This window comes from Erysipelatoclostridium sp. DFI.2.3, assembly GCF_019132535.1.
Lineage (GTDB): Bacteria > Bacillota_I > Bacilli_A > Erysipelotrichales > Erysipelotrichaceae > Clostridium_AQ > Clostridium_AQ innocuum.
The window spans coordinates 22590-45000 of record NZ_JAHOOJ010000015.1; the positions used below are offsets into that span (position 1 = coordinate 22590).

At 46.2% G+C, this 22411-nt stretch carries 19 protein-coding genes; 8 read left to right on the forward strand and 11 right to left on the reverse strand.

Annotated elements, in window-relative coordinates; translation table 11 throughout:
• Window positions 1–115 precede the first annotated feature (115 nt).
• Window positions 116–1375 (forward strand): RNA polymerase factor sigma-54, encoded by a 1260-nt coding sequence (rpoN, locus tag KSZ58_RS15105; protein ID WP_009270379.1) that lies wholly within the window; start codon window positions 116–118, stop codon window positions 1373–1375.
• A gap of 215 nt (window positions 1376–1590) precedes the next feature.
• On the opposite strand, the gene parC is transcribed toward rpoN, so the two are convergent.
• Both parC and parE read right to left on the reverse strand, forming a co-directional pair.
• Window positions 1591–4086: a DNA topoisomerase IV subunit A gene (gene parC, locus KSZ58_RS15110; RefSeq protein ID WP_008817170.1), complete on the reverse strand. Its 2496-nt coding sequence runs from the start codon at window positions 4084–4086 to the stop codon at window positions 1591–1593.
• Entirely contained in the window at window positions 4083–6014 is a 1932-nt protein-coding gene (gene parE, locus KSZ58_RS15115; RefSeq protein WP_002609192.1) for a DNA topoisomerase IV subunit B, read from the reverse strand. Before parE ends, parC begins: the two co-directional genes overlap by 4 nt.
• 223 nt (window positions 6015–6237) lie before the next feature.
• Here parE and plsY point away from each other — a divergent pair, with 223 nt between their 5' ends.
• On the forward strand, window positions 6238–6849 hold the full coding sequence (gene plsY / locus KSZ58_RS15120) for a glycerol-3-phosphate 1-O-acyltransferase PlsY (RefSeq protein WP_002609193.1): 612 nt from the start codon (window positions 6238–6240) through the stop codon (window positions 6847–6849).
• Between the two features lie 273 nt (window positions 6850–7122).
• On the opposite strand, the gene KSZ58_RS15125 is transcribed toward plsY, so the two are convergent.
• Both KSZ58_RS15125 and KSZ58_RS15130 read right to left on the reverse strand, forming a co-directional pair.
• Window positions 7123–7983, reverse strand: coding sequence for a DUF4299 family protein (locus KSZ58_RS15125; protein WP_009587421.1), 861 nt, complete (start codon window positions 7981–7983; stop codon window positions 7123–7125).
• A complete protein-coding gene (locus tag KSZ58_RS15130; protein WP_009587395.1) occupies window positions 7980–8651 on the reverse strand; it encodes a cyclic nucleotide-binding domain-containing protein in 672 nt (223 codons plus the stop codon). The genes KSZ58_RS15125 and KSZ58_RS15130 overlap by 4 nt, the downstream gene beginning before the upstream one ends.
• A gap of 137 nt (window positions 8652–8788) precedes the next feature.
• On the opposite strand from KSZ58_RS15130, the gene KSZ58_RS15135 reads away from it, so the two are divergent.
• Window positions 8789–9208: a DMT family transporter gene (locus KSZ58_RS15135; protein WP_008817167.1), complete on the forward strand. Its 420-nt coding sequence runs from the start codon at window positions 8789–8791 to the stop codon at window positions 9206–9208.
• Window positions 9205–9657 (forward strand): DMT family transporter, encoded by a 453-nt coding sequence (locus KSZ58_RS15140; protein ID WP_009587390.1) that lies wholly within the window; start codon window positions 9205–9207, stop codon window positions 9655–9657. The genes KSZ58_RS15135 and KSZ58_RS15140 overlap by 4 nt, the downstream gene beginning before the upstream one ends.
• 23 nt (window positions 9658–9680) lie before the next feature.
• Here KSZ58_RS15140 and KSZ58_RS15145 read toward each other — a convergent pair whose 3' ends face one another.
• Both KSZ58_RS15145 and KSZ58_RS15150 read right to left on the reverse strand, forming a co-directional pair.
• Entirely contained in the window at window positions 9681–9956 is a 276-nt protein-coding gene (locus tag KSZ58_RS15145; RefSeq protein WP_009587419.1) for a hypothetical protein, read from the reverse strand.
• A 212-nt stretch (window positions 9957–10168) separates the two neighbouring features.
• Entirely contained in the window at window positions 10169–10351 is a 183-nt protein-coding gene (locus KSZ58_RS15150; RefSeq protein WP_177215800.1) for a hypothetical protein, read from the reverse strand.
• A 625-nt stretch (window positions 10352–10976) separates the two neighbouring features.
• On the opposite strand from KSZ58_RS15150, the gene KSZ58_RS15155 reads away from it, so the two are divergent.
• Entirely contained in the window at window positions 10977–11915 is a 939-nt protein-coding gene (locus KSZ58_RS15155; protein ID WP_044947788.1) for a PD-(D/E)XK nuclease family transposase, read from the forward strand.
• A gap of 104 nt (window positions 11916–12019) precedes the next feature.
• Here the strand turns inward: KSZ58_RS15155 and KSZ58_RS15160 are convergent, their stop codons facing one another.
• Window positions 12020–13573 carry an ABC-F family ATP-binding cassette domain-containing protein gene (locus tag KSZ58_RS15160; protein ID WP_008817163.1) on the reverse strand — a complete coding sequence of 518 codons (1554 nt, stop codon included), beginning with the start codon at window positions 13571–13573 and terminating at the stop codon, window positions 12020–12022.
• A gap of 435 nt (window positions 13574–14008) precedes the next feature.
• Between KSZ58_RS15160 and KSZ58_RS15165 the strand changes: the two genes are divergently transcribed.
• Entirely contained in the window at window positions 14009–16372 is a 2364-nt protein-coding gene (locus KSZ58_RS15165) for an HAD-IC family P-type ATPase (protein ID WP_009270377.1), read from the forward strand.
• A 159-nt stretch (window positions 16373–16531) separates the two neighbouring features.
• Here the strand turns inward: KSZ58_RS15165 and KSZ58_RS15170 are convergent, their stop codons facing one another.
• The 3 genes from KSZ58_RS15170 to KSZ58_RS15180 are packed head-to-tail and all read right to left on the reverse strand — an operon-like array spanning window position 16532 to window position 19807.
• The gene (locus KSZ58_RS15170; protein ID WP_008817161.1) at window positions 16532–17734 is read right to left on the reverse strand and encodes an ABC transporter permease; all 1203 of its coding nucleotides are present in this window, start codon (window positions 17732–17734) and stop codon (window positions 16532–16534) included.
• Complete coding sequence (locus tag KSZ58_RS15175; RefSeq protein ID WP_008817160.1) at window positions 17735–18862, reverse strand: ABC transporter permease; 1128 nt, start codon at window positions 18860–18862, stop codon at window positions 17735–17737.
• Window positions 18863–18874: 12 nt separating this feature from the next.
• Window positions 18875–19807 carry an ABC transporter ATP-binding protein gene (locus KSZ58_RS15180; protein WP_009270376.1) on the reverse strand — a complete coding sequence of 311 codons (933 nt, stop codon included), beginning with the start codon at window positions 19805–19807 and terminating at the stop codon, window positions 18875–18877.
• Between the two features lie 160 nt (window positions 19808–19967).
• Here KSZ58_RS15180 and KSZ58_RS15185 point away from each other — a divergent pair, with 160 nt between their 5' ends.
• Both KSZ58_RS15185 and KSZ58_RS15190 read left to right on the forward strand, forming a co-directional pair.
• Entirely contained in the window at window positions 19968–21044 is a 1077-nt protein-coding gene (locus tag KSZ58_RS15185) for a sensor histidine kinase (RefSeq protein WP_009270375.1), read from the forward strand.
• A complete protein-coding gene (locus KSZ58_RS15190; protein WP_002609207.1) occupies window positions 21041–21673 on the forward strand; it encodes a response regulator transcription factor in 633 nt (210 codons plus the stop codon). Before KSZ58_RS15185 ends, KSZ58_RS15190 begins: the two co-directional genes overlap by 4 nt.
• A 396-nt stretch (window positions 21674–22069) precedes the next feature.
• On the opposite strand, the gene rbfA is transcribed toward KSZ58_RS15190, so the two are convergent.
• On the reverse strand, window positions 22070–22408 hold the full coding sequence (gene rbfA / locus KSZ58_RS15195; protein WP_002609208.1) for a 30S ribosome-binding factor RbfA: 339 nt from the start codon (window positions 22406–22408) through the stop codon (window positions 22070–22072).
• Between the last annotated feature and the right edge of the window lie 3 nt (window positions 22409–22411).

Here is a 22411-nt window from a genome sequence, read left to right on the forward strand (position 1 = left end):
CCTCCTTACATGCTGTTCATTATACCATACCTTTTCGTGATTCCTGTGTGAGAAACCTAAATTTCCCAGATGAAAACTCTTTCAATTTCATGTATAATAAAAATGGTGATGTAAAATGAAACTGGAAACACGTGTCCTGCAAAATCTTACACAGCAGCAGAAGCTATCCATTCGGCAGCAGCAGGATCTGAAAATACTGGAAATGAACAATCAGGAGCTGGAATCCTGGATTGAAGAGGAGCTGGAGAAAAATCCGCTGCTGGAATTTGATGATGCCTATGAAACCGGGGCCGCATCCCATTCCCAGCAGGATTTTGACCTGCTTTTGAATTTTGTGACAAATGAGCAGACCCTTGCGGATGTACTGCAGGAGCAGATTGCCACATGCCTGCATCCGCTTCATAAGGAGCTTGCAGAGTTTATCGTCAATTCACTGGATGGAAACGGCTATCTGCAGCTGAAGGATGAAGATATCCAGCGAATGCTTCCACAGTACAGCCTGGATGACATCGAGGATACGATCAATGAGATACAGACCTTTGAGCCGGCCGGAGTCTGTGCCAGAAGCCTTCAGGAATGCCTGCTGATTCAGCTGTGCTTTGAGGACATTCCCTACTCCCAGATTGCCATCATGATTGTAAACTTCTATTTGAAGGAGGTTAGCGAGAACAAGCTTCCTGCGATAGCAGAGGCGCTGCAGATACCTCTGGAGGATGTGCTGCAGGCGATTTCCCTGATCCGCTCACTTGACCCAAAGCCGGGGGCACGCTATGCAACGAGCAGCGCCTATGTAAATCCGGACATGCAGATCGTTGTGGAGGAGAATGAAATCCACATACAGATGTTTCGCAAAACCTATGGACTGCGCTTGCAAGCTCCTGTAAAGGATGCAGATGCGGACACAGCAAAATATCTGAGCCAGCAGCAAAAGCAGGCGGAGGCTCTGCTGAGCAGTATTGAAAAGCGCAATTCCACCATCGAGCGCATCATGGAGGTCATTGCCGTTGTCCAGCAGGATTTCTTTTTGCAGCATGGACAGCTGAAGCCCTTGAACATGAAGGATATCGCGGCTAAGCTGAGCCTGCACGAATCCACCATATCCCGTGCTGTATCCGGCAAATCCATCTTATTTGAACAGCAGATCATTCCCCTGAAGTTTTTCTTTCCTGCCAGAGTGAATGAGGACACGAGTGCAAACGAGGTTCATCTGCGCCTGCGCTCGCTGATTGATCAGGAGGATAAAAAGAAGCCGTACAGTGACCAGAAGCTGTGTGATCTGTTGAAGGAGGATGGCCTGGAAATATCCCGGAGAACCATTGCCAAATACCGGGATCAGCTGAAAATTCCTGCAGCATCAAAGCGCAAACAGTTCTGATTACATAAAGAAACAGTGTGAAAAAGCAATCATCTGTATGAAAATGGTTGCTTTTTTATCTGCTTTTTCGCATACCAATGATGCTATGGTTCTTTATTGATACAAACATAAACCACATAATGACTTCAAACAGACAAGCCCTTTGAAAGGAAGCGTGTTGAAGCTTCTAAAAACAGACAAAAGCCGAAGCATAGCGCCCCGGCTTTTTCTATGAATTAGTCTTCAAACAGTTCGATTTCTTCAAACTCCTGTTTTTCCTCCTGTATTGCAGGCAGCTCACGCTGCTCGACAGCTGCAAGTGTCCGCAGGAAATAGTAATCCTGTGTGGTATGCAACGGCGAGGAGAAGGTGGCGTCTTTGCTCATCAGACTGATATCCTTCGCAAGAATCTTCTGCGTTTCCTCATTGATGATGACAAGCTCATCATTCAGGTCATGAAGTGCAATATGCGCAATCTGATAAGGCTTGGATTTCACCTTTTTACAGATCATGCTGCCCTTGGTCGGACGTCCGGTCACATCAACATCGCTCAGCTTGATGCGCTTCATTTGACACTGATCCGTAAAGACGATCAGCTGGGAAGCATCCCCATGAGAAATGCAGGCACTGACAATTTCATCCAGGACCAGATTCATTGCCTTCACACCCTTGGAGCGTGGAGAGGTTTCCGGAATGAGGGATACCGGATACCGGCTCACAAAGCCGTTTTTCGATGCAATCAGAATTTCATCATAAGCATAGGCGACCATCGTTTTCACGACCGCGTCCCCATCCAGCAGCTTCATATTGCTCATGGTTTTATTGTTCCGTGATACCTCATATTCCCGTACTGCCGTCTTTTTCACAAGACCGTTTTTCGTTACGGAAATCATGTAGGCATTCGTCGCAAAGCTGCGCAGGACAAAGGCATCCGTGATTTTTTCTTCTCCGCTGATGCGAATCGTGGAGTTGATATGACTTCCGATTTCCTTCCAGCGGGATTCCTCGACATCATATACCGGCGTATAGCCATAGGTACCCTGTGTTGTAAAAAACAATACATGATCCAGCGTATTCACTTCCCCATAGCCGACCAGATGATCGCCTTCCTTTAAGCCGGTCATATCGTCTCTGCTGGCACCGTAGCTGCGCATGGATACCCGCTTGAAATAGCCGTCACGGGAAATGGTGAACATCACCTGTTCACTGTTGATCATCGCAAGCTTGTCGATAACGATTTCTTCAATTTCATGCTCAATACTTGTCAAACGCGGTGTCTTAAAGGCCTTTTTCACCTCATTCAGCTCACGGATCATGACCTTTTTCAGCATTTTTGGATTCTCCAGAATATCGTGCAGCTCCTCTATTTCATTCAGCAGTGCGGCATATTCCTCACGCAGCTGCGTAATATCCGTGGAGGACAGACGATACAGCCGCATGGTAACGATTGCCTCTGCCTGTGCATCGCTGAAGGCAAAGGCATCTATGATGCGGCGCTTGGAATCCGCCTTGTCCTTGCTGGCACGAATCAATGCAATGATTTCATCCAGAACGGATACCGCCTTGATCAGACCCTCCAGAATATGGCAGCGGTCTTCCTTCTTTTTCAAATCGAAGCGGCTTCTGCGCTCGATCACCTCACGGCGATGCTCAATAAAGGCATCCAGCATCGGAGCCAGACCCATTTGAACCGGACGCTTGTCAACAATCGCCACAACATTATAATTATAGGAAACCTGCAGATCGGTATTTTTATACAGATAATTCAGAATCACCTGGGCATTGGCATCCTTTTTCATATCCACAACGACACGCAACCCGTTGCGGTCACTCTCATCCCTCACATCGAGAATCCCCTCGATTTTTTTGTTCAGACGGATATCATCAATTTTTTTGACCATGTTGCTCTTGATCACTTCATACGGAATTTCTGTAATGACGATCTGCTGTACAGTTTTCTTCTGTTCGATGTTTGCCTTACCGCGGATGATGATGCGGCCCTTTCCGGTTTCAAAGGCTTCCCGGATTCCTTCAATTCCCTGTACAATTCCTCCGGTTGGAAAATCCGGTCCCTGTATGTATTCCATCAGCTCATCCAGACTGCAGTCCGCATGCTGGATACGATACACAGCCGCATCGATTGCCTCGCTCAGATTATGCGGTGGAATATTGGTCGCATACCCGGCAGCAATACCCGTAATGCCGTTAACCAGCAGGTTGGGATAACGGGCAGGAAGCACGGTCGGCTCCATTGCCGTATCATCGAAGTTCGGTGCCCACAGCACGGTTTCCTTTTCAATATCCTTTAACAGATGCTCACTGATCCTCCCTAGTCTTGCCTCTGTGTAACGCATGGCTGCTGCGGGATCATCATCAATCGATCCGTTATTTCCCTGCATGTCGATCTGCGGTGTGCGAATCTTCCATTCCTGTGACATACGCACCATTGCATCATAGACAGAGGAATCCCCGTGGGGGTGATAGTTACCGATGACAAGACCGACCGTCTTCGCAGATTTCCGATACCCCTTGTCCCAGGTGTTGCCATCCTCATACATCGCATACAAAATTCTTCGCTGCACCGGCTTCAGACCATCTCTGGCATCCGGCAGCGCACGATCCTGAATAATATATTTTGAGTATCGCCCGAAGCGATCCCCCATGATATCTTCCAGCGGAGAGGAAATGACGCTGCTGTGATGCTCAACAGCAGGCAGTTCTTTTTTCTTCATCGTCTTGCCTCCACTTCATAATCATCTTCCAGTGTAAAGGATACGTTTTCCTCGATCCAGTCACGGCGCAGATTGGCCTTATCCCCCATTAAAACAGATACGCGCTTCTCAGCCACAACCGCATCGTCAATCGTTACCTGAATCAGTGTACGGGTTTCCGGACACATGGTCGTATCCCACAGCTGATCTGCATTCATTTCACCAAGTCCCTTGTAGCGCTGCAGACTGAAGCCCTTCGGGAAGGTTTTGCGCAGCTCATCCAGCTCCTCATCGGTCCATGCATACTGGATTTCCTTGCCCTTTTGCAGCTTGTACAGCGGCGGCAGTGCGATATACACCATGCCCTGTTCAATCAGCTCCCGCATGTAACGGTAGAAGAACGTCAGCAGCAGAATCTGAATATGCGCACCATCCGTATCGGCATCGGTCATGATGATGACCTTATGGTAATTGGAATCCTCTGCGTGAAAATTCGCACCCACACCGGCTCCCAGCGCATGAATGATGGTATTCAGCTCTTCATTTTTTTCGATATTGGTGATGCTTGCCTTTTCAGTATTCAGCACCTTACCGCGCAGTGGAAGAATCGCCTGGTATTTGCTGTCTCTTCCCTGCTTGGCACTGCCTCCGGCAGAATCCCCCTCGACCAGATACAGCTCTTTTTTTCTGGCATCCTTGCTCTGTGCGCTCGCCAGCTTTCCGGATAGGATCTTCTCGGTTTTTCCTCTGGTTTTCCCCTTACGGGCATCCTCACGCGCCTTGCGGGCAGCCTCGCGTGCCGTCGAAGCACGCTGCATCTTCTTGATCAGTGTGATGGCAAGCTCCTTGTTTTCCTCCAGGAAAAAGCTCAGCTTTTCACTTACGATACTGTCCACCGCTGCCTTCGCCTCTGCCGTTCCCAGCTTGCCCTTGGTCTGTCCTTCAAACTGCAAGAGATTTTCCGGCACCCCCAGTGACAGGATGATCGTCAGCCCTTCCCGGACATCGCTTCCCTCAAAGTTTTTATCCTTTTCCTTCAGTAAGCCGTTTTTCCTTGCGTATTCGTTAAACACCTTGGTAAAGGCATTCTTCGCTCCGGTTTCATGCGTTCCGCCATCCTTGGTACGAACGATGTTGACAAAGGAAAAAATATTCTCCTGATACTCATCCGTATACTGGAAGGCACAGTCCACCTTGATATCATTGCTCATTCCGCTGAAGGCAACCGGTTTATGGAAGACCTGCTTATCCTCATGAAGATATTCCATGAAGGCAACCAGCCCCTGCTCATAATGATAAACCTCCTCGCGTTCCTTCCCTTCGCGCTCATCGCGTACGACTAGCTTTAAGCCCTCCAGTAAGAAGGCATCCTCCTGGGCGCGCTCTGCGATCTGGTGAAAGGAGTACTTCGTCGTTGAAAACATTGTTTTATCCGCCTTAAAGCGTACCTTGCTTCCGGTTTTGTTCGTTTTACCGATAACCTCCAGCTTGGATACCTCACGTCCCCCGTCGGAAAAGCTCATGCGATAGATTTTACCGTCACGATGAACCGTAACCTCCACCCATTCACTCAGCGCATTTACCACGCTGGCACCAACACCGTGCAGACCGCCGCTGGTCTTATAGCCGCCCTCCGTGCTGAATTTACCACCGGCATGCAGTACCGTATAAATGACCTGCACAGTGGGAACACCGCTGGCATGCATATCCACCGGCATACCCCGTCCTTCATCCTCCACGCAGATCACGTTGTCTTTTTCTATCGTTATGCGGATTGTATCCCCATGACCGTTCAATGCCTCGTCAATCGAGTTGTCTACGATCTCCCAAACCAGATGGTGCAAGCCTCTGGAATCTGTGGAGCCGATATACATACCCGGTCGTTTCCGTACAGCATCAAGGCCGTCAAGAATCTGTATACTGCTTCCATCATATGCATTTTCTGCCATACCATCACCTCTTTCTATTTCGCTGTCGTTGACCTCATCATCAGCCCGCTTTGTTCAGTGTATCAAATTTAAAACCTTCCTGCAATTAAATTTCTTTTAAAATCCGCAATACGGCCTAATTATTATATACTAAAAACATGAAAATAAGAAGAATTGTTTCTTTTTTCTTTTCCTTATGTGGGTAAGGTGGTAAAATATAGACGAATATGAATGAGGTGAAGCTATGAATATCAACTGGATCTGGTATCTGGGGCTGGGGTATCTGCTGGGGTCCATCCCGTTTGCCCTCGTCATCGGAAAACTTTTCTATAAGACAGACGTCCGCAATTTCGGAAGCGGCAATCTGGGCGGCACCAATGCAGGACGTGTGTTAGGAAAAAAAGCCGGAATTTCAGTCATTGTCTGTGATGTAGTAAAGGTTGTTGTTGCTGTCGGTGTCGTTTCCTGCTTTGATCTGGAGGCGAGCATATGGGCAGGCTTTGCGGCGGCATTTGGTCACTGTTATCCGGTATTTGCAGGGTTCCGCGGTGGGAAAGCCGTTGCGACAATGTTTGGATTTCTGTTATCAACATCCATTTTTACCTTCCAGAGTGCGTGGTATCTGATCGTGCCGTTCGCAGTATTTCTGGTTGTGCTGTACGCAGGTAAGATGGTATCGCTGTCCAGCATGTGCGCTGCACTTACCAGCAGTATCTATATCACGGTTATGCAGCTGCATATCAGCGTGGAGATTGTCGCGGCCAGCTGGCTGTTGACAATACTGGTGATCTACCGGCACAGGGCAAATATCGTAAAAATTAAAAACGGTACGGAAAACAAAATATCCTGGCTGTGATCCAATAAGAAAAATGCAGACCGGCATACGGTTCTTTCTTATTTTAGGGTTTTTGCAAAAGGGAGACTTCAACACTATTGTATTTATCAATAGAAGTTGAAGTCTCCCTGTTTTATATTTACCCGCAATCGAGAAAGAACCTGGCATCCGCATGGGCTGCATTTTTTTATACTTAGCCATGTATATGTTGAACGCCTTCATGAATCTTCTTTGCAGGAAGCATCGTCCATTGATTATAGAATACTACAGCGTTCTTTTTTGCCTCTAGCGCCATCAGATGTCCACACCATATTGCTGAATCAGTTCTCTTTGATGTGCGGCACGCATACCCGGCAGCTTCCGCATTTTAGCATCATAGCGTTCACATTCCGATAAATGAATTTCCTTTACAAATGCTTCATATGGAAGCTGTCCCAGAAAGGTCTCCTCTTCCAGATCATAAAAGGCCGCATACCAAGTATCAATTTGTATGTCCTCTCCACTTACCGGATCCTTCATCCCAAAGGGTGCCTCCGGCTTGATTGGCAACAGACTGTCAACGGTGGAGGTTATTGTATATACACCGAAAAATCCATCCTCCTTCTGGTAGACGCGTGGTACTGCATAATAAACATCCTGCTTCTGATGGTTATGCAGCCATGCTCCGAAGTCGTCGTGCATCTCCTCGTGATCCTGCTGTTCAAACCAAAGTGGGTGCATAGCGGAAAAGAAACAGCCATCCGCATGCTCTTTCAGAAAGGAACCCAGACACTCGTCACTGAATGTGGTGAGATGCTGCTTAATACCTGCAATGCTTCGCAGCTCCTGTGTTTCCCCATCCTGTTCAAAGGCACTCGTCTTCCAGCGTTTGCAGAGGTGCTGAATCAGGGCATAAAAGGCTTCGATTTCCTGATGGCAGGTCGGCAGCAGCAGATACAGCTCCACCTCATACGGCTGCTTCCAGACCACCTGTATACCTCTTGCGATACACGAAGGGTCATACAGGATAAAGTCATCTGCCGATTCCGCCTCCAGCGGCTGCATCCGCCAGGTGCTGTCCATGACGCCTGCCTGCAGACCGGTTTCCAGAAAATCATGCATACTGAGTTTCTTTTTGAAAATTCCCCTGTTTACAATTTTAATATCCACACTCATGATGTAATTCCTCCATAGATGTCCTGCCCCAGCGTTTGCAGCTGTTTACGGTTATTGATTCGATAAACGCCTTTTTCACATTTATATAGGAGCCCCTGTTCACAAAACTGTGACAGACAGCGCTGCAGCTGCCGGTAGCTGCAGCCAATCAAACTGCTAACCTCACCATGATCCTCCTGAAAAACATCCCGCTCACATACTGCCATGAGATATGATGCCAAACGGTTTTCAACCGGATAGGAAAGCGAGATGGATGCGTTGCGATTGCTGTTTTTCAGCTTTTCCGACAGCTCGGATACCAGATACTGCAGAAAGCGGACATCCTGTCTGAGTGACTGTTCACAGCGAACTAATGGCAACTGCAGTGTTATTACTTCACTCAATGCCGTCACTTCATTCAGCACAGGCATCTGCTTCCAAAGCTCCACCTCACCAAGAATACTGAGCGGATACAGGAAGGAGTGCAGGACCGTTTGTCCGTTTGCACTGATATAGCTGGTCTTTGCCTTTCCCTCCACCAGAAACAAAAGATGATGCAGCTCGGTATCTGCATGCAGAAGGATATCCCGCCGCTTCCATGTTTTTAATTCCAGCATGGATACATGCCGTTCCTCCAGAATCTGATCGAGTCGATATTTCCGAATATAAGCGGCTGCCGTTTTTTCCATACACTTCCTCCGTCCGTTTTTGAAAAGGTATGCAATGTGTATCGCCTTTCCTTAATCATCTGCTTTCTTCTCTCATTATGACATATGTCCTATGCGTGTTCAAGAAAAACCTGTATTCTACTATACGAGGTGATAATATGGCAATCAGTATGGCAATACTCAGTGGTATTGTGGTCAGTGTCATGATGGTATTTAACGGACAGCTTTCTGATCTGATCGATCTGTATACCGCAACGGTTCTAATCCATGCCTGCGGGTTATTGACGATGTATATCGTTTTAAAAGTAAAACACATTTCGCTTCGAGACCTTCCCCATGCTTCCCGTTTTTTATATCTGGGTGGTGTAATCGGGGTATTCACTGTCTTCTTCAACAATCTGACCATTACGATTTTGGGAGCCTCAATGATTAGTGCATTGGGATTATGTGGACAGATGCTGACTTCGATCATTCTGGAACAAAGCGGTGCGCTTGGCACACAAAAACAGAAACTGCAGCCGATAAAGCTGGTATCTCTGCTCATTATTTTAATAGGAATCGGGGTGATGCTGGAATGAGCTATATCTGTTCCATTTTCTTTGCATTGCTGGCAGGGGTCAGTATCGTATTGAGTCGCAGTGTAAATGCCTTGTTGGCGGAAAAAATCGGAGCATTATCCAGCAGCTTTTTCAATTATGCGAGCGGGTTGCTGGCGAGTCTGGCTTTTCTGTTGCTGTTTGCCCCGCATATTTCCCCCGCACTCCCGCAGCTGATGAAAAACGGGAACGCTATCCTGCTTATGGGCGGTGTCATCGGTGTCATCAATATTATTCTTCTAAATCGTATCGTAACCCGCATTCCTCCCCTGCAGCTGACACTGATTGTATTTGTTGCACAGCTTGCCAGCGGTATGCTACTGGATTATTTTCTGCTGGATCTGTTTTCCATGCGCAAGCTGATCGGCTGCAGTATCGTTGTTATCGGTCTGCTGATTCACACCTATGCGCAGGGTAAGCCGGCAGCCTGAGGCTTCACAATCGTATCGGTTTGCTACTTCTTCCTTCGATCCTGAAGGTTATGAAAACGAGTGCCGATATGACGAGCAATAAAAAAAACCAATACAGCACATACACCCAATGCTGCAGCATCAAACATGAAGCCTCCAAGATACTCTCCAAACGAATCGACACCCTTACTGGCAAAAAAAGCCGTGATGCTTCGATTCTGACGGCAGAATTTATCGATATCAGGTTTGCATACACCTAACACCAGAAAAACCGTCAGCACGACAACACCGCCAGATAAGACTCTTTTCTTAATTCTCATGATCTATTCCTCCTGCAGCTATCCTGAAAAGTATATCACAAATCTATCGTTAAAAAGAAATCTTATCTTTGTTTTCTACAGGGAATACAGAGAAAGATTTCTTTTCATATGTCTGCAGCAGGTCACAATGACAAAATGTGAAACGAACAGAATAAGCATGCAAATGCGTTTTCATATCCTGTGTCCGCATTATTAGCCGATACAGCAGAGATTCAAAGGTACATAATTGCAAGCAGTATCAGAAGAACAATAACAACGAGTACACCACCACCGATGATATAGCTGCTGTATGTTTTGTGTAAATCCTGTTGTTTGGAAACCCATGCTTTGTTCAATTCCTTTGTTTCCTTTGAAATCTGAGACATACATTCACCTTCCTTCCAGTTGCTATTCATGCCTGATTAGATAAACAAAGCCGGCCTGCTGCAGCAGGGGGATATACGACAGATGAAAGATCATTTAATTTTATGATAAAACAAGAACGTTAAATCAACTTTCATGTACTGTTTGCATCCTACTCAAAATGCGAAGAATGGAATCAAGTATGAATCTTTGTATTGGATTGTATACATGCTTCACTGAACCAACATATGGATACTTTTCACAGTTAATATCTATTACTATATGTCCCGTCTGATTTAACTGCCACTCTACATCTTATATATAGCATATTTTTCATTATAATACAATAGCACGTAACCTTTATACCTATTTCTCAACATATCATAGATTTTATGATTGCATCAAATTCCAGCATAACAATTCATCATTGCAATATGGAAAAGCCATCATTATCTGCACTCCTGTTACGCTTATGTGTTTGTATACCTGATTCGGATATCGGTTAACCACCTTGACACATTCCAAATTCCGTAAACCCTCAACAGCCAACAAGCACTTTTTTGCTCATGTTTACAAAATCGATTATAAAAAAAATAAAAATATTTGTAAAAATTTTAGGAGTTTTGCATGTTCGATACGTATATAAGACTGTATATAAAAAAAAGGAGGATTGTACATATGCAAAAAGAGATGAAAAGGGAGTATCCGATTCCCTTTCACAATGATGTTTTTTTCAAGTATATGCTGATTGGAGAGGATGCAGGCTCTAAATTGCTGAGAAGCAGAATTATTGAAGAAATTTATGGATTGAAGGTTCAAAGAACCCAGGTGCTGAATCCGGAGCTGCTGCCGGAAGTCTTTTTCGGAAAACGAGCGGTTTTGGATGTTGTATTGGAGGATGAAACCGGTCACCTTTATGATTTGGAGATGCAGGTATCCGGGTATACGAAGGAGGAACAGCTGCGTTTTCAGCAGTATGGCTATCGACTGGTCGAAAGACAGCTGAAGCAGGGAGATGATTACACAAAGCTGAAGCCGTTTTATCAGATTATCTTTATGAATTCGATGCCGAAAGCAGGAGGCCGCATGATTCGTCACTATACGGTAAAGGATGAAGACAATCAGGAAGAACCAAACAATACTCTGCATCGCGCAATTGTGTTTTTACCGATGATCAGGCAGCGTGTGAAGGAGGTCGGGGGTATGGAAAACCTGACAGAATTTGAAACCTTCTGTTATGTGCTTGCATATAATCCGGATGATGCTATACTAAACATGAAGAGAAGGATGGTGAATGTGGCTATGGAAAAATATAATGCAATGCGTGAGGATGGCCCGTTATTCAGCTGGGCGGAATCGGTGGAGTTTGCAAATCGTGCAGTACAGGCAAATCTGAGAGAGCAAACTGCGGAAGCCAAAAGACAGGGAAAGGATGAGGGTCTTGACCAAGGCAAGAAAGCCTTATTAAGAGCACAGATTATCCATAAGTATGGAATCGATGATGGATGGGTGGATACCTTGTCCAACGCGCAGATTGATGCTGCCGTCATATTTATTCTGGAATGTGAAGCCTATCCCGACTTAAAGGAAAAGCTGAAGCATACCGCTGCGGAATAGATCAAGTTCTCCTGTCTTTAAACGTTTATTCAAAAAAGAACCTGCCGCCTGACGGGTTCTTTTCCTTACATTATAGCACCAGAGAATACACATCATCGAATGCTTTACAGAATTTTTGTCGTCCATTCCTCCAGATTCCAAACCTCATCCACAATATCGCCATAGAAATCCGGGTCATGGGAAACCAGAAGAATCGTTCCCTTGTAGGCCTTCAATGCCCGCTTCAGCTCCTCCTTGGCATCCACATCCAGATGGTTGGTAGGCTCATCCAGCACTAAAACGTTATGTTCACGATTCATCAGCACGCAAAGACGAATCTTTGCCTGTTCTCCTCCGGAAAGCACACACATTCCGGATTCGATATGATCTGTCGTCAGTCCGCACTTTGCCAGAGCCGCACGTACCTCACCGTTTGTCATCGCCGGATACTCTTTCCAGAAATAATCCAGTGCACTCATGGATTCTCCGGCTTCCTCCTGCTCGAAGAAGCCGATGGATGCATACGGGTCAACCTCAACGCTTCCGCTGACGCCTGGAATTCTGCCCATCAGCGTTTTCAGCAGTGTTGTCTTACCAAGACCGTTAACACCTTTTATCGCCACCCGCATATTGCGCTCCAGCACCAGATGCATTGCTTTTGTCAGCGGTTCCTCATAGCCGATCACCAGTTCCCTTGCATCGAAAATCACACGCCCCGGTGCGCGGTCCGATAAAAAGGAAAAGCTGGGCTTCACTTTTTCCTTTACCTTTTCGATACGATCCATCTTATCCAGCTTCTTCTGGCGGGAATGAGCCATGTTACGCGTTGCAACACGCGCCTTGTTGCGGGCGATGAAATCCTCCAGATCGGCGATTTCCTTCTGCTGTTTTACATATGCCGCCTCCAGCTGGCGTTTCTTTAACGCATGCTGTTCTAGAAAATAATCGTAATCTCCGACATACCGTGTCAGCTCACAGTTTTCAACATGATAAATAATGTTGACAACGCTGTTTAAAAACGGAATATCATGCGACACCAGAATAAATGCATGCTCATAGGAAATCAGAAAGTTCTTCAGCCATGCAATATGTCCCTCATCCAGATAGTTGGTCGGCTCATCCAGAATCAGAATCATCGGATTTTCCAGCAGCAGCTTGCATAACAGCACCTTGGAGCGCTGCCCTCCACTCAACATGGTAACATCCTTTTCCAGACCGATATCCAGTAATCCAAGTCCCTGTGCGACCTCCTGTATTCTGGCATCAATCATATAGAAACCGCTGTGCTCCAGTATGTCCTGAATTTCCCCAACATCCTGCAAAAGCTCATTCATACGCTCCTCACTGCAATCTCCCATCTCTTCATATTTCTGCAGCATTTCCGCTTCCAGCTCAAACAGATGGGAAAATGCATCCTGCAATACCTGACGAATCGACTTTCCCTTCTCCAGAACCGTATGCTGATCCAGATAGCCTCGTGTGATTCTGCGGCACCAGGCAACACGCCCTTCCTCCGGAACCAGCTTTCCCGTCAGTATATTCAGAAAGGTTGATTTCCCTTCTCCGTTGGCTCCGACAAGACCAACATGCTCACCGCTCAGCAAACGAAAGGATACATTCTCCAGAATCTGTCTTCCGCCAAAGCTGTGCGAAACATTTTCTACCGTAACAATACTCATACCTACCTCCACAATTCTTACCCTGACAAGTATACCATGTGCTCCATTCGTATGCAATCCTGCTTTCCGTTTGTAGAAGGCTTTGCTTCTCGGATGAAATCGTCAATACCAGTGATACGTTTATACAAATAAATACAGGCCGTTTTCGAATATAATCCTGCCGAACACAATGCTTTTATGAGAAAGCGAATACGCCTCACCGTTTTATATCAATCGGTTCCAAATGGCTTAATCAACAAGCTTCATATTGCTATGCTACTTCCAGAAACGGCTTTCACTGCCTTATTTCTTTCATATCCGTGTTGCTTCGACATATACTAACGAAAGCATATGCTGAATTTAGAAATATTTAAGAAAGAAATACGACAAAATTACAAAAGCGTAAGGCCCAAAGTCATTAGGATTTGCTATAATATACATATACGAGGTGATTTCATGCACAGCAATGACGACAAACGAGAATGGATTGATCCAGCACAGGGTCTCAGCGATTCTCAGGTTCAGGAGCGTATTGATGCAGGCTGTGTCAATACACAGGATGAGCGCATTACCAAAAGCTATGAGGAAATATTCCGGGACAATGTTTTAACCCTGTTTAATCTGATCAATGCTATTCTGGCAGGATTGATTATTTTTATCGGCTCCTTTAAAAATCTGCTTTTTCTGGGGGTTGTAATTTCCAACCTGGTCATCGGTATCCTTCAGGAGATTCGAGCCAAGCGTGTATTGGACAAGCTGTCTTTGATTACGCAGCCCTATTTGAAGGTATTGCGCAACGGAAAAGAAATGGAACTGCATATGGATGATATCGTTCTGGATGATATTCTATGCCTTTCCACCGGCTCTCAGGTATGCGCCGACGCTATGGTTGTTGAGGGACGTCTGGAGGTTAACGAATCCCTGGTTACAGGAGAATCGGATATCATCGTCAAGCATATGCACGATACCCTGTATTCCGGCAGCTTTGTCGTCAGCGGACAGGCCAAGGTACAGGTACAGCATGTCGGCAAGGATAATTATGCCGCTACGATTATGAAGGATGCAAAAACATTTAAAAAGCATAAATCACAGCTGCGGGATTCCATTAACTTCATAATTAAAACCATCGGTATTATCATTATTCCCGTTGGCATTCTGCTGTTTTCAAAGCAGTTTTTTCTGACTGAGAGCACTCTGCCGCAGGCGATCGTATCGACGGTTGCGGCATTGCTGGGAATGATACCGGAAGGCCTTGTTTTACTGACAAGCGTTGCACTGGCGGTTGGCTCCATCAATCTGGCGAAGCGCAAAACGCTGGTGCAGGAGCTGTACTGCATTGAAACACTGGCACGCGTGGATACCCTGTGTCTGGATAAGACAGGAACCATAACGGAAGGCAATATGCAGGTGGAGCGTATCCAGGCACTGAACGCAGACGAGAAGGAAATCCTTTTGATTCTTGCAAATATGATGGATGCTCTGCAGGATGACAATGCAACTGCTCAGGCGATTCGCAGGCATACACCGCAGGAATATGAAGCATTTCGCGTATTACATACCCTTCCCTTCTCCAGTGCAAGAAAGCTGAGTGCCGTAAGCTTTGAAAATCGCGGAACCTATATCATGGGTGCCTATGAATTTGTCAACGGCAGTGAAAATGCAGAGCTGCAGGCTGAAATTGATAAACAGGCCAGTCTTGGAAACAGGGTGCTGGTACTGGCACACAGCAAGGAAGCTATGGAACAGGAGCCTGCCAAGAACAATACAGTGATCGCTTTGATTCTGCTGAGTGATCCCATCCGGTTGGAGGCACCGCAAACCCTGGATTACTTTCTGTCGCAGGGGGTTGATGTCAAGGTTATCAGCGGGGATGATCCACGCACGGTTCATGAAATCGCACATAAGGCTAATCTGAAAAATTATGAGCGCTATGTGGATGCCAGCACCTTAAAGGATGAGGATATTCCGGAAGCAGTGAAAGCCTATACCGTTTTCGGTCGTGTTTCACCGATGCAGAAAAAGCTGATGATTCGCGCTCTAAAGGAACAGGGGCATATCACGGCAATGATAGGAGACGGTGTCAATGATGTCATGGCCTTAAAGGAAGCGGATTGCAGCATCTCTGTTGCACAGGGAAGCGAGGCAGCAAAGAATATCGCCAATCTGGTTTTACTGGACAACAATTTTGCGAGTATGCCGCATATCGTGGATGAGGGCCGAAGAGTCATCAACAATATTCAGCGTGCCGCTTCCCTGTTTCTTGTGAAAACGACATTTTCAACCATCCTCAGTATTTTAACCCTTTTCTTCATGAGCCGCTATCCGTTTGAGCCGATTCAGCTTACACTGATATCCTCCTGTACAATCGGTATTCCTTCCTTCTTCCTGGCACTGGAAGCCAATCATGCCCGCGTGGAGGGAAATTTTCTGATCAATGTGCTGGGGCGTGCCCTTCCCGGAGCGCTGTGTGTCGTACTCAGTATCCTTTATGTCAATATATCCTCTTTGTTTTTTCAAATGACGCCGGCGGCTATGTCCACCATGTGTGTATTACTGACAGGTACCAGCTCCCTGATCGTTCTGTATCGGGTGTGTACGCCGTTTACCAGAAAGCGTCTGCTGATCTTCTCCAGCATGACCGCACTCTTTGTTGCATGCATCGTCTTTTTACCAGGCATTTTCTCTCTGGTACGACTGAGCTATATGCAGTTTGTATTGACCGGTGCCGGTATGGCAGCTATACCGTTTGTCATGGATTTCTTTTTCCGTTTTGGAAACCGCTTCAAGCTAAAGGAACGGCTGCTTAAGGTTGGGAAATAGCAAACGTCAGAACAGAGCGGATCAAATGAACCTTCCTCATAGATCTTTTGGCGGATATAAAAAAAGGAACTCATGTATGGATTGATAAGTCACAATCTTTTGGATTCCCTCTTTTGGAAATAAGAGAGGAAGAGCTTGCTAAGGCTCCTCCTCTTTTTATTATGGCTGCATACTGGTATCCTCTAGTGCATCCTGCGTACGGCGGTTTTTCATAATCACCAGTGCGATACATAGGAAGGCAGCAGCAAACAGCAGCAGAATTCCATAGGTCATAAAGGCTTCCTGCAGCAGCGCATCTCCTACATGAACTGCCGAGGTCAGCGAATCATTCAGCTTCACATACCAGTAGCTCGGCAGAAAACGGGATATCACGAGGATATTCTCTCCGATCATACTCAGTGGTACAAAGGCACCGCACAGAAAGCTGGAGCCTAAACCGACAATATTGCTGATGCCGTTCAGCATATCGTCCGGATGCTTGCTTTTTGCGGATATCACACAGAACATAAAGGACATGGAAACACACATCAGCATGAATACAAACGCATTGACAATTTCCAGCAAGCCACCCAGCGTCATCATGGAGTCCCATACCATCCCGAGAATCATCAGCATCATAAGTCCCCACAACGCGATACCTACAGACAGATTACAGAACACCAGCTGCAGGTTCATACGATTTTGTGATACCGGAGCAATCAGATTCCGCTTGGTGATCTCCGCGTTGAAAAAGGAATGCATCGTTAAACCGATCAGCAGTATGGTGATGACAAGCATAATATAGGAAGCATAATTGAAATATGCACCACGCAGCATGGAGGAGGTGGCAACCTCTTCAGAATCTGACATTTTCACCTCAGCTGTAGTATTCAGATTTTTCTGTACGCGTGTATGCAGCTCAGAAATCCCCTGCTTTGGATAAAGCTTTTCATACGCATGCATGGTATCCAGATATTTATTGATTGTCTGCTGAAGCAGTACACCGTTCACATCATCCGGGCGCTGATTCATGGAAACCGCTTCTTTCCCGGATGCGAACTCCTCTTCAAAGCCCTCAGGAATCGTTATGATAGCGGACACATCTGCATAGAACAGTGCATCCTGTGCATCGCTGTTCGATACATTTTTATGCTTGATATTCGCCTGTGTGCCGAGATAGGTTAACAGGCCTTCACTCAGACTGCTGCCATCCCGGTCAAGAACGGCGATATTCGGCTTTGATCCCTCATACATCTTAATATCACTGCGCTCAGATGCAGACATGCCAAACACAAAGAAGACGGTGAAGAAGATGGACATATAGATCATCAGCGTCAGCCAATGTGATTTCATAATTTTATAATAAACCTTTAAGACACTCATTTAACGCACCCCCAGACTGTGATAGCTCTTCCTGCTGAGTGCACGGAAGCTGATCAGATAGCATACCATCGTAAATCCTGCAAGCAATGCCAGATTAAAGAAATAGCGCTCGCCTACACCATAGTAGTACAGGGAATACAAGCCATCCGTAATCATATTCACCGGATTGATATAGGTTAAAAACGGAGCATATTCCTGTACATAATATTTCAGCTGTACCGCCATCATACCGGCGAGCGCACTGCAGATCAGTGTGATAGAGGTCATGATCCCCGTCTTGCCATCCGGAGGTATCTTGCTAGTGATACTGCCAATCAGAATGCCAAAAGCATTTCCGGCAAAGGCTCCCAGCACCATCATGAGGAAGACATAGCCAAGCTGTGATCCAAAGGATACGTCCAGAATGAAATACATATAGGCAAACTGGATGAGCAGAAAGACAATTTGAATCGCTATATCAATTATAAAATCCGCAAGCAGTGCCTTTCCCTTGTGCAATGGTGATACTGCCAGGCGTGCTGCACGTTCGCTTTGATTCGCCTGCAGCTCATACATGGAATTGATCGCCCAGTATCCGCCAAACATGGCGTTCATTGCCAGGACTGTATAGAAGAAGACGGAGGACAGATCTGTATGATCCGTGTTCGCTTCCTTCACATGAGAGGCTGTCTGTGTGAACAGTGCAGATACAGCAGAGCCATCGGGATATTGCTGCATCGCCTCCTCCACCAGATGGATTTTCTGGCTGTATTCATCAAAGAAGGTTTTTGTGATTGTCTGATCCAGACCGTTTTGATTCACAGTGATTGCAATCGGGTCCTGCAGCTTTACAACCGCGCTGACCTTATCCTCCTTTAACAGCTGCTTTGCCTGTTCCTCACCAACATAGCTTACCTTGAACAAAGCAGTATCCCCCTGCCTGACATCCTTGAGAACGGCTTTAAGCTGTGACAAATCCTTTTGCTCGACGACAGCGATTGGAACCGTTTGAAAGGTATCCACCGTATAGGCATCCTTCAATACCATTCCAAAGAAGGTTGTCAGCAGCATGGGAAATATCAATGTCCAAAACAGCAGTACTCTGTTTCGAATCATCAGGCGAAACCTGTATTTCAGTAAATGCAGCATATTCACCCCTCCTTAATCCCGCAGCTGTTTTCCTGTGATTTCCAGGAAGACATCATTTAAGGTCGGCTGCTGGGAATACACCTTGCCATAGGTGATATTCTCCTGTGTGAAGTAATCCAGCAGATTGGCCAGATTGCGTTTTCCTTCAGTAAACTTAACCTGCAGAACATTGGCATTGTACTGTACGGAGAACACATTTGCGATATCCTGAATATCCTGTACCTGCTGCTCCTGCAGCTTCACCTGCTCCACTTCGATCTTTTCCTTCATCATAATGCCGGCCTTCAGCTCCTCCTTGGAGCCAGCCGCAATGGTTTTTCCCTTGTCGATGATGATGATGCGACTGCAAATTTCCTCAACCTCTTCCATATAATGAGAGGTATACACAATGGTTGCCCCCTGCGCATTCAGGCGCCGTATGCCCTCCAGTATCGCATTACGGCTCTGTGGATCGACTGCGACCGTCGGCTCATCCATGAAAATGAGCTTTGGCTGATGTGCAATTCCACAGGCGATATTCAACCTTCTCAGTAAACCGCCGCTCAGCTTACCCGGTCGGAATTTACGAAACTCCTCCAATGAAACAAAACGTATTGCCTCATCCACAAGTGTTTTACGCTTTGCCTTATCACTGACATACAGACCGCAAAAGTAATTGATGTTGTCCTCGACGCTCAGCTCATGAAAAACTGCTACGTTTTGCGGAACCACACCGATTTGCTGTTTCAAATCGTAGCTGTCCGCTTTCATCTGCTTTCCGAAAATGCGGATGTCTCCCTTGTCATATGTTAACAGAGCCAGCATACAGTTGATTGCCGTTGTTTTCCCGCTTCCGTTCGGTCCCAGAAGTCCCAGAATTTCACCTTCCTCAACCTCCAGCCGGAAATGATCCAGCGCAATCAGCTCCTTGTATCGTTTCACCAAATTGTTTACTTCAATAATCATGATGCTCCCTCCTTGTCCTTGTCTATATTATAGGGAATCCGGTAAATTTTCGGTAGTGTATATCTTCACATTCGGATATGACAGATGTCATATTCACGCATGACAAATTGTATCTGTCCCAAAACAATGGTAAAATAGAGACAGAACAGGAGGAGAAGCCATGAAACAGCTTATAAATTATCTGTTATTTTTATGTATCGGCTGCTGCTTCAGCTTTTTTTATGACCATCAGCTGTACCTCCTGCTGGCTCTGCTTTCAGCAGTGATTCTGGCCTCTATATCCTATCTGTACACAAGGCGAACATGGACGCCGTATGCAATGATTCTGTTTGCATTGCTCGCCACCCTGCAGCAAAGCTTTCTGTACTATCTGCCGCTGCTGCTATACTGTATCAGACGACAGCATTTTTCTTATACCATCCTCCTGTATCTGCTTCCGATTCTCTTTCATCTGCGTATGGAAAATCTGTATTTATGCACTGCCATTGCCATTTTTTCTATATTCGCCATATCCCTTCGGCAGCAGTGGGAGGAAAATGAGGAAATTAAGCTTTCCTTCATGCGGCAGCGCGATGCGACAAAGGAGCTGGCAGATATTCTGTCCAATAAAAACAGGCATCTTCTTGTCCAGCAGGAACAGGAAATCCGAATCGCCATTCTGGATGAAAGAAACCGTATCGCCAGAGAAATTCATGATCATGTGGGACATCTGCTTAGCAGCGCTTTGTTGCAGATCGGCGCTATACAGGCAATTCAAAAGGAAGATAAGCTGAAGGAGCCGCTTCAGAATTTACGAGATACCCTTTCTCAGGGAATGGATAACGTACGAAGCAGTGTACATGACCTGCATGATGATGCACTGGATTTGCAGGTGACACTGCAGCGTCTGCTCAAGGACTACAGCTTTTGTGATGGTACGCTGGAATACGATGTGCTGCATCCCCTGTCTCAGCAGACAATCTATCATATCCTTGCCATTGTAAAGGAGAGCATGAACAATACAATGAAGCATTCCAATGCGACAAAATACAGCATTACCGTACGCGAGCAGCCGGCCTTTTATCAATTGATTCTACGTGATAACGGCACCAGGCACAGCAGTGTCCCCTGGCAGACCAGAGGCATCGGCTTAAGCAACATGCAGGAGCGTGTAGCGGACATGCACGGCTATTTGAACATCACACACACATCCGGCTTTCAAATTTATATCACACTGCCGAAGGAGGATAAACCATGAGAATACTGATTGTTGATGATGACAAACTTGTATGCAGCTCTTTAAAAACCATATTGGAGGCACAGGGACAAACCATTGCGGGTATCGGCTGCAGCGGCCGGGAAGCATTGCAGCTGTACAGGGAAACCAACCCTGATGTCCTGTTGATGGATATCCGTATGGAGGGGATGAACGGCGTGGATGCCAGTGAAGCAATTCTACACAGCTTTCCGGATGCCCGCATTCTGTTTCTAACAACATTCTCCGATGATGACTATATCATTCGCGCCTTAAAGCTGGGAGTCAAGGGCTATATCCTTAAGCAGAACTTCGATTCCATCATTCCGGCTTTGGAGGCAGTGTATATGGGACAGAATGTTTTCAATACGGAAATTATCGCCAAGCTTCCCGATTTGCTGAAGCAGCATACAAAGGAAACGCTGTGCAGCTATGATTTGAATGAGCGGGAGCTGCATTTCATTCAGCTGGTTGCCAAGGGGCTCAACAACAAAGAGCTGGCACAGACGCTGTTCCTCAGCGAAGGGACAGTCCGCAACTATCTCAGCAGCCTGCTGGAAAAGCTGCAGCTGCGTGACCGTACCCAGCTTGCGATTTTCTATTACCAGAACCTGCAGTCAAAAGAAACATAACATGCCGTTAACTGCTGTCTTGAATAACCTGTTCATAACAGGCTGTCATCAGAAAAAACAGGAAATTAGAAAGAATCAATTGCATTGGCTTATACGCATGTAATTGATTTTTTGTCCTGATGATGTGGCATCTTCTGGAATCACCCACCTCATTACGTTTCACTGGAAATGATCCTAAGCACAATGTCTTGTCACGATTGTTACATTTCGTAGCTGTATCCATTCATCACCGTATTGTACGCTCCTAAAGTATCTGTTCATCCCTCTATGCAGGAGTGTGATGCGGCATAAAAAATGGGCAAAGCACCCTACAGGCAGCTTCCTGTATACAGTCAGTGGCAGCTGCACAAAAAAACGAAGCCGCAGGAGTTTTGATCCTTGCGGCTTCGTTTTCATTTACTTATTGATTTCACTGATGATGCGCTCGATTTTATTTCCGCGTTCCAAAGAGTCATCCAGCTTGAAAATCAGCTCCGGTACCTTACGGATCGTCATCCGCTTGGCAAGCTCGCTGCGCAGGTAGCCCCTGCTGCGATCCAGTGCCTTCATACCGGCTTCCTCTCTTGGCTTCTGCCCCAGGAAAGAAACATAAATCTTCGCAATGGATAAATCATTGGTCACCGTAACATCGGTAATCGTAATAAATCCGATTTTGGGATCCTTGAGAGAAAACTGGATAATCTCCGAAATTTCCTTCTGAATAATTCCCGCTATTTTTTCAGCCTTTAATGTCATGTT

Coding starts and splice junctions, on each gene's coding strand:
- KSZ58_RS15185 (WP_009270375.1), top strand. CDS start 19,968: ATGAAACAGCTTATAAATTATCTGTTATTTTTATGTATCGGCTGCTGC.
- KSZ58_RS15150 (WP_177215800.1), bottom strand. CDS start 10,351: ATGAATAGCAACTGGAAGGAAGGTGAATGTATGTCTCAGATTTCAAAG.
- plsY (WP_002609193.1), top strand. CDS start 6,238: ATGAATATCAACTGGATCTGGTATCTGGGGCTGGGGTATCTGCTGGGG.
- KSZ58_RS15165 (WP_009270377.1), top strand. CDS start 14,009: ATGCACAGCAATGACGACAAACGAGAATGGATTGATCCAGCACAGGGT.
- KSZ58_RS15160 (WP_008817163.1), bottom strand. CDS start 13,573: ATGAGTATTGTTACGGTAGAAAATGTTTCGCACAGCTTTGGCGGAAGA.
- KSZ58_RS15140 (WP_009587390.1), top strand. CDS start 9,205: ATGAGCTATATCTGTTCCATTTTCTTTGCATTGCTGGCAGGGGTCAGT.
- KSZ58_RS15190 (WP_002609207.1), top strand. CDS start 21,041: ATGAGAATACTGATTGTTGATGATGACAAACTTGTATGCAGCTCTTTA.
- KSZ58_RS15180 (WP_009270376.1), bottom strand. CDS start 19,807: ATGATTATTGAAGTAAACAATTTGGTGAAACGATACAAGGAGCTGATT.
- rpoN (WP_009270379.1), top strand. CDS start 116: ATGAAACTGGAAACACGTGTCCTGCAAAATCTTACACAGCAGCAGAAG.
- KSZ58_RS15170 (WP_008817161.1), bottom strand. CDS start 17,734: ATGAGTGTCTTAAAGGTTTATTATAAAATTATGAAATCACATTGGCTG.
- KSZ58_RS15130 (WP_009587395.1), bottom strand. CDS start 8,651: ATGGAAAAAACGGCAGCCGCTTATATTCGGAAATATCGACTCGATCAG.
- parC (WP_008817170.1), bottom strand. CDS start 4,086: ATGAAGAAAAAAGAACTGCCTGCTGTTGAGCATCACAGCAGCGTCATT.
- parE (WP_002609192.1), bottom strand. CDS start 6,014: ATGGCAGAAAATGCATATGATGGAAGCAGTATACAGATTCTTGACGGC.
- KSZ58_RS15125 (WP_009587421.1), bottom strand. CDS start 7,983: ATGAGTGTGGATATTAAAATTGTAAACAGGGGAATTTTCAAAAAGAAA.
- KSZ58_RS15155 (WP_044947788.1), top strand. CDS start 10,977: ATGCAAAAAGAGATGAAAAGGGAGTATCCGATTCCCTTTCACAATGAT.
- rbfA (WP_002609208.1), bottom strand. CDS start 22,408: ATGACATTAAAGGCTGAAAAAATAGCGGGAATTATTCAGAAGGAAATT.
- KSZ58_RS15175 (WP_008817160.1), bottom strand. CDS start 18,862: ATGCTGCATTTACTGAAATACAGGTTTCGCCTGATGATTCGAAACAGA.
- KSZ58_RS15135 (WP_008817167.1), top strand. CDS start 8,789: ATGGCAATCAGTATGGCAATACTCAGTGGTATTGTGGTCAGTGTCATG.
- KSZ58_RS15145 (WP_009587419.1), bottom strand. CDS start 9,956: ATGAGAATTAAGAAAAGAGTCTTATCTGGCGGTGTTGTCGTGCTGACG.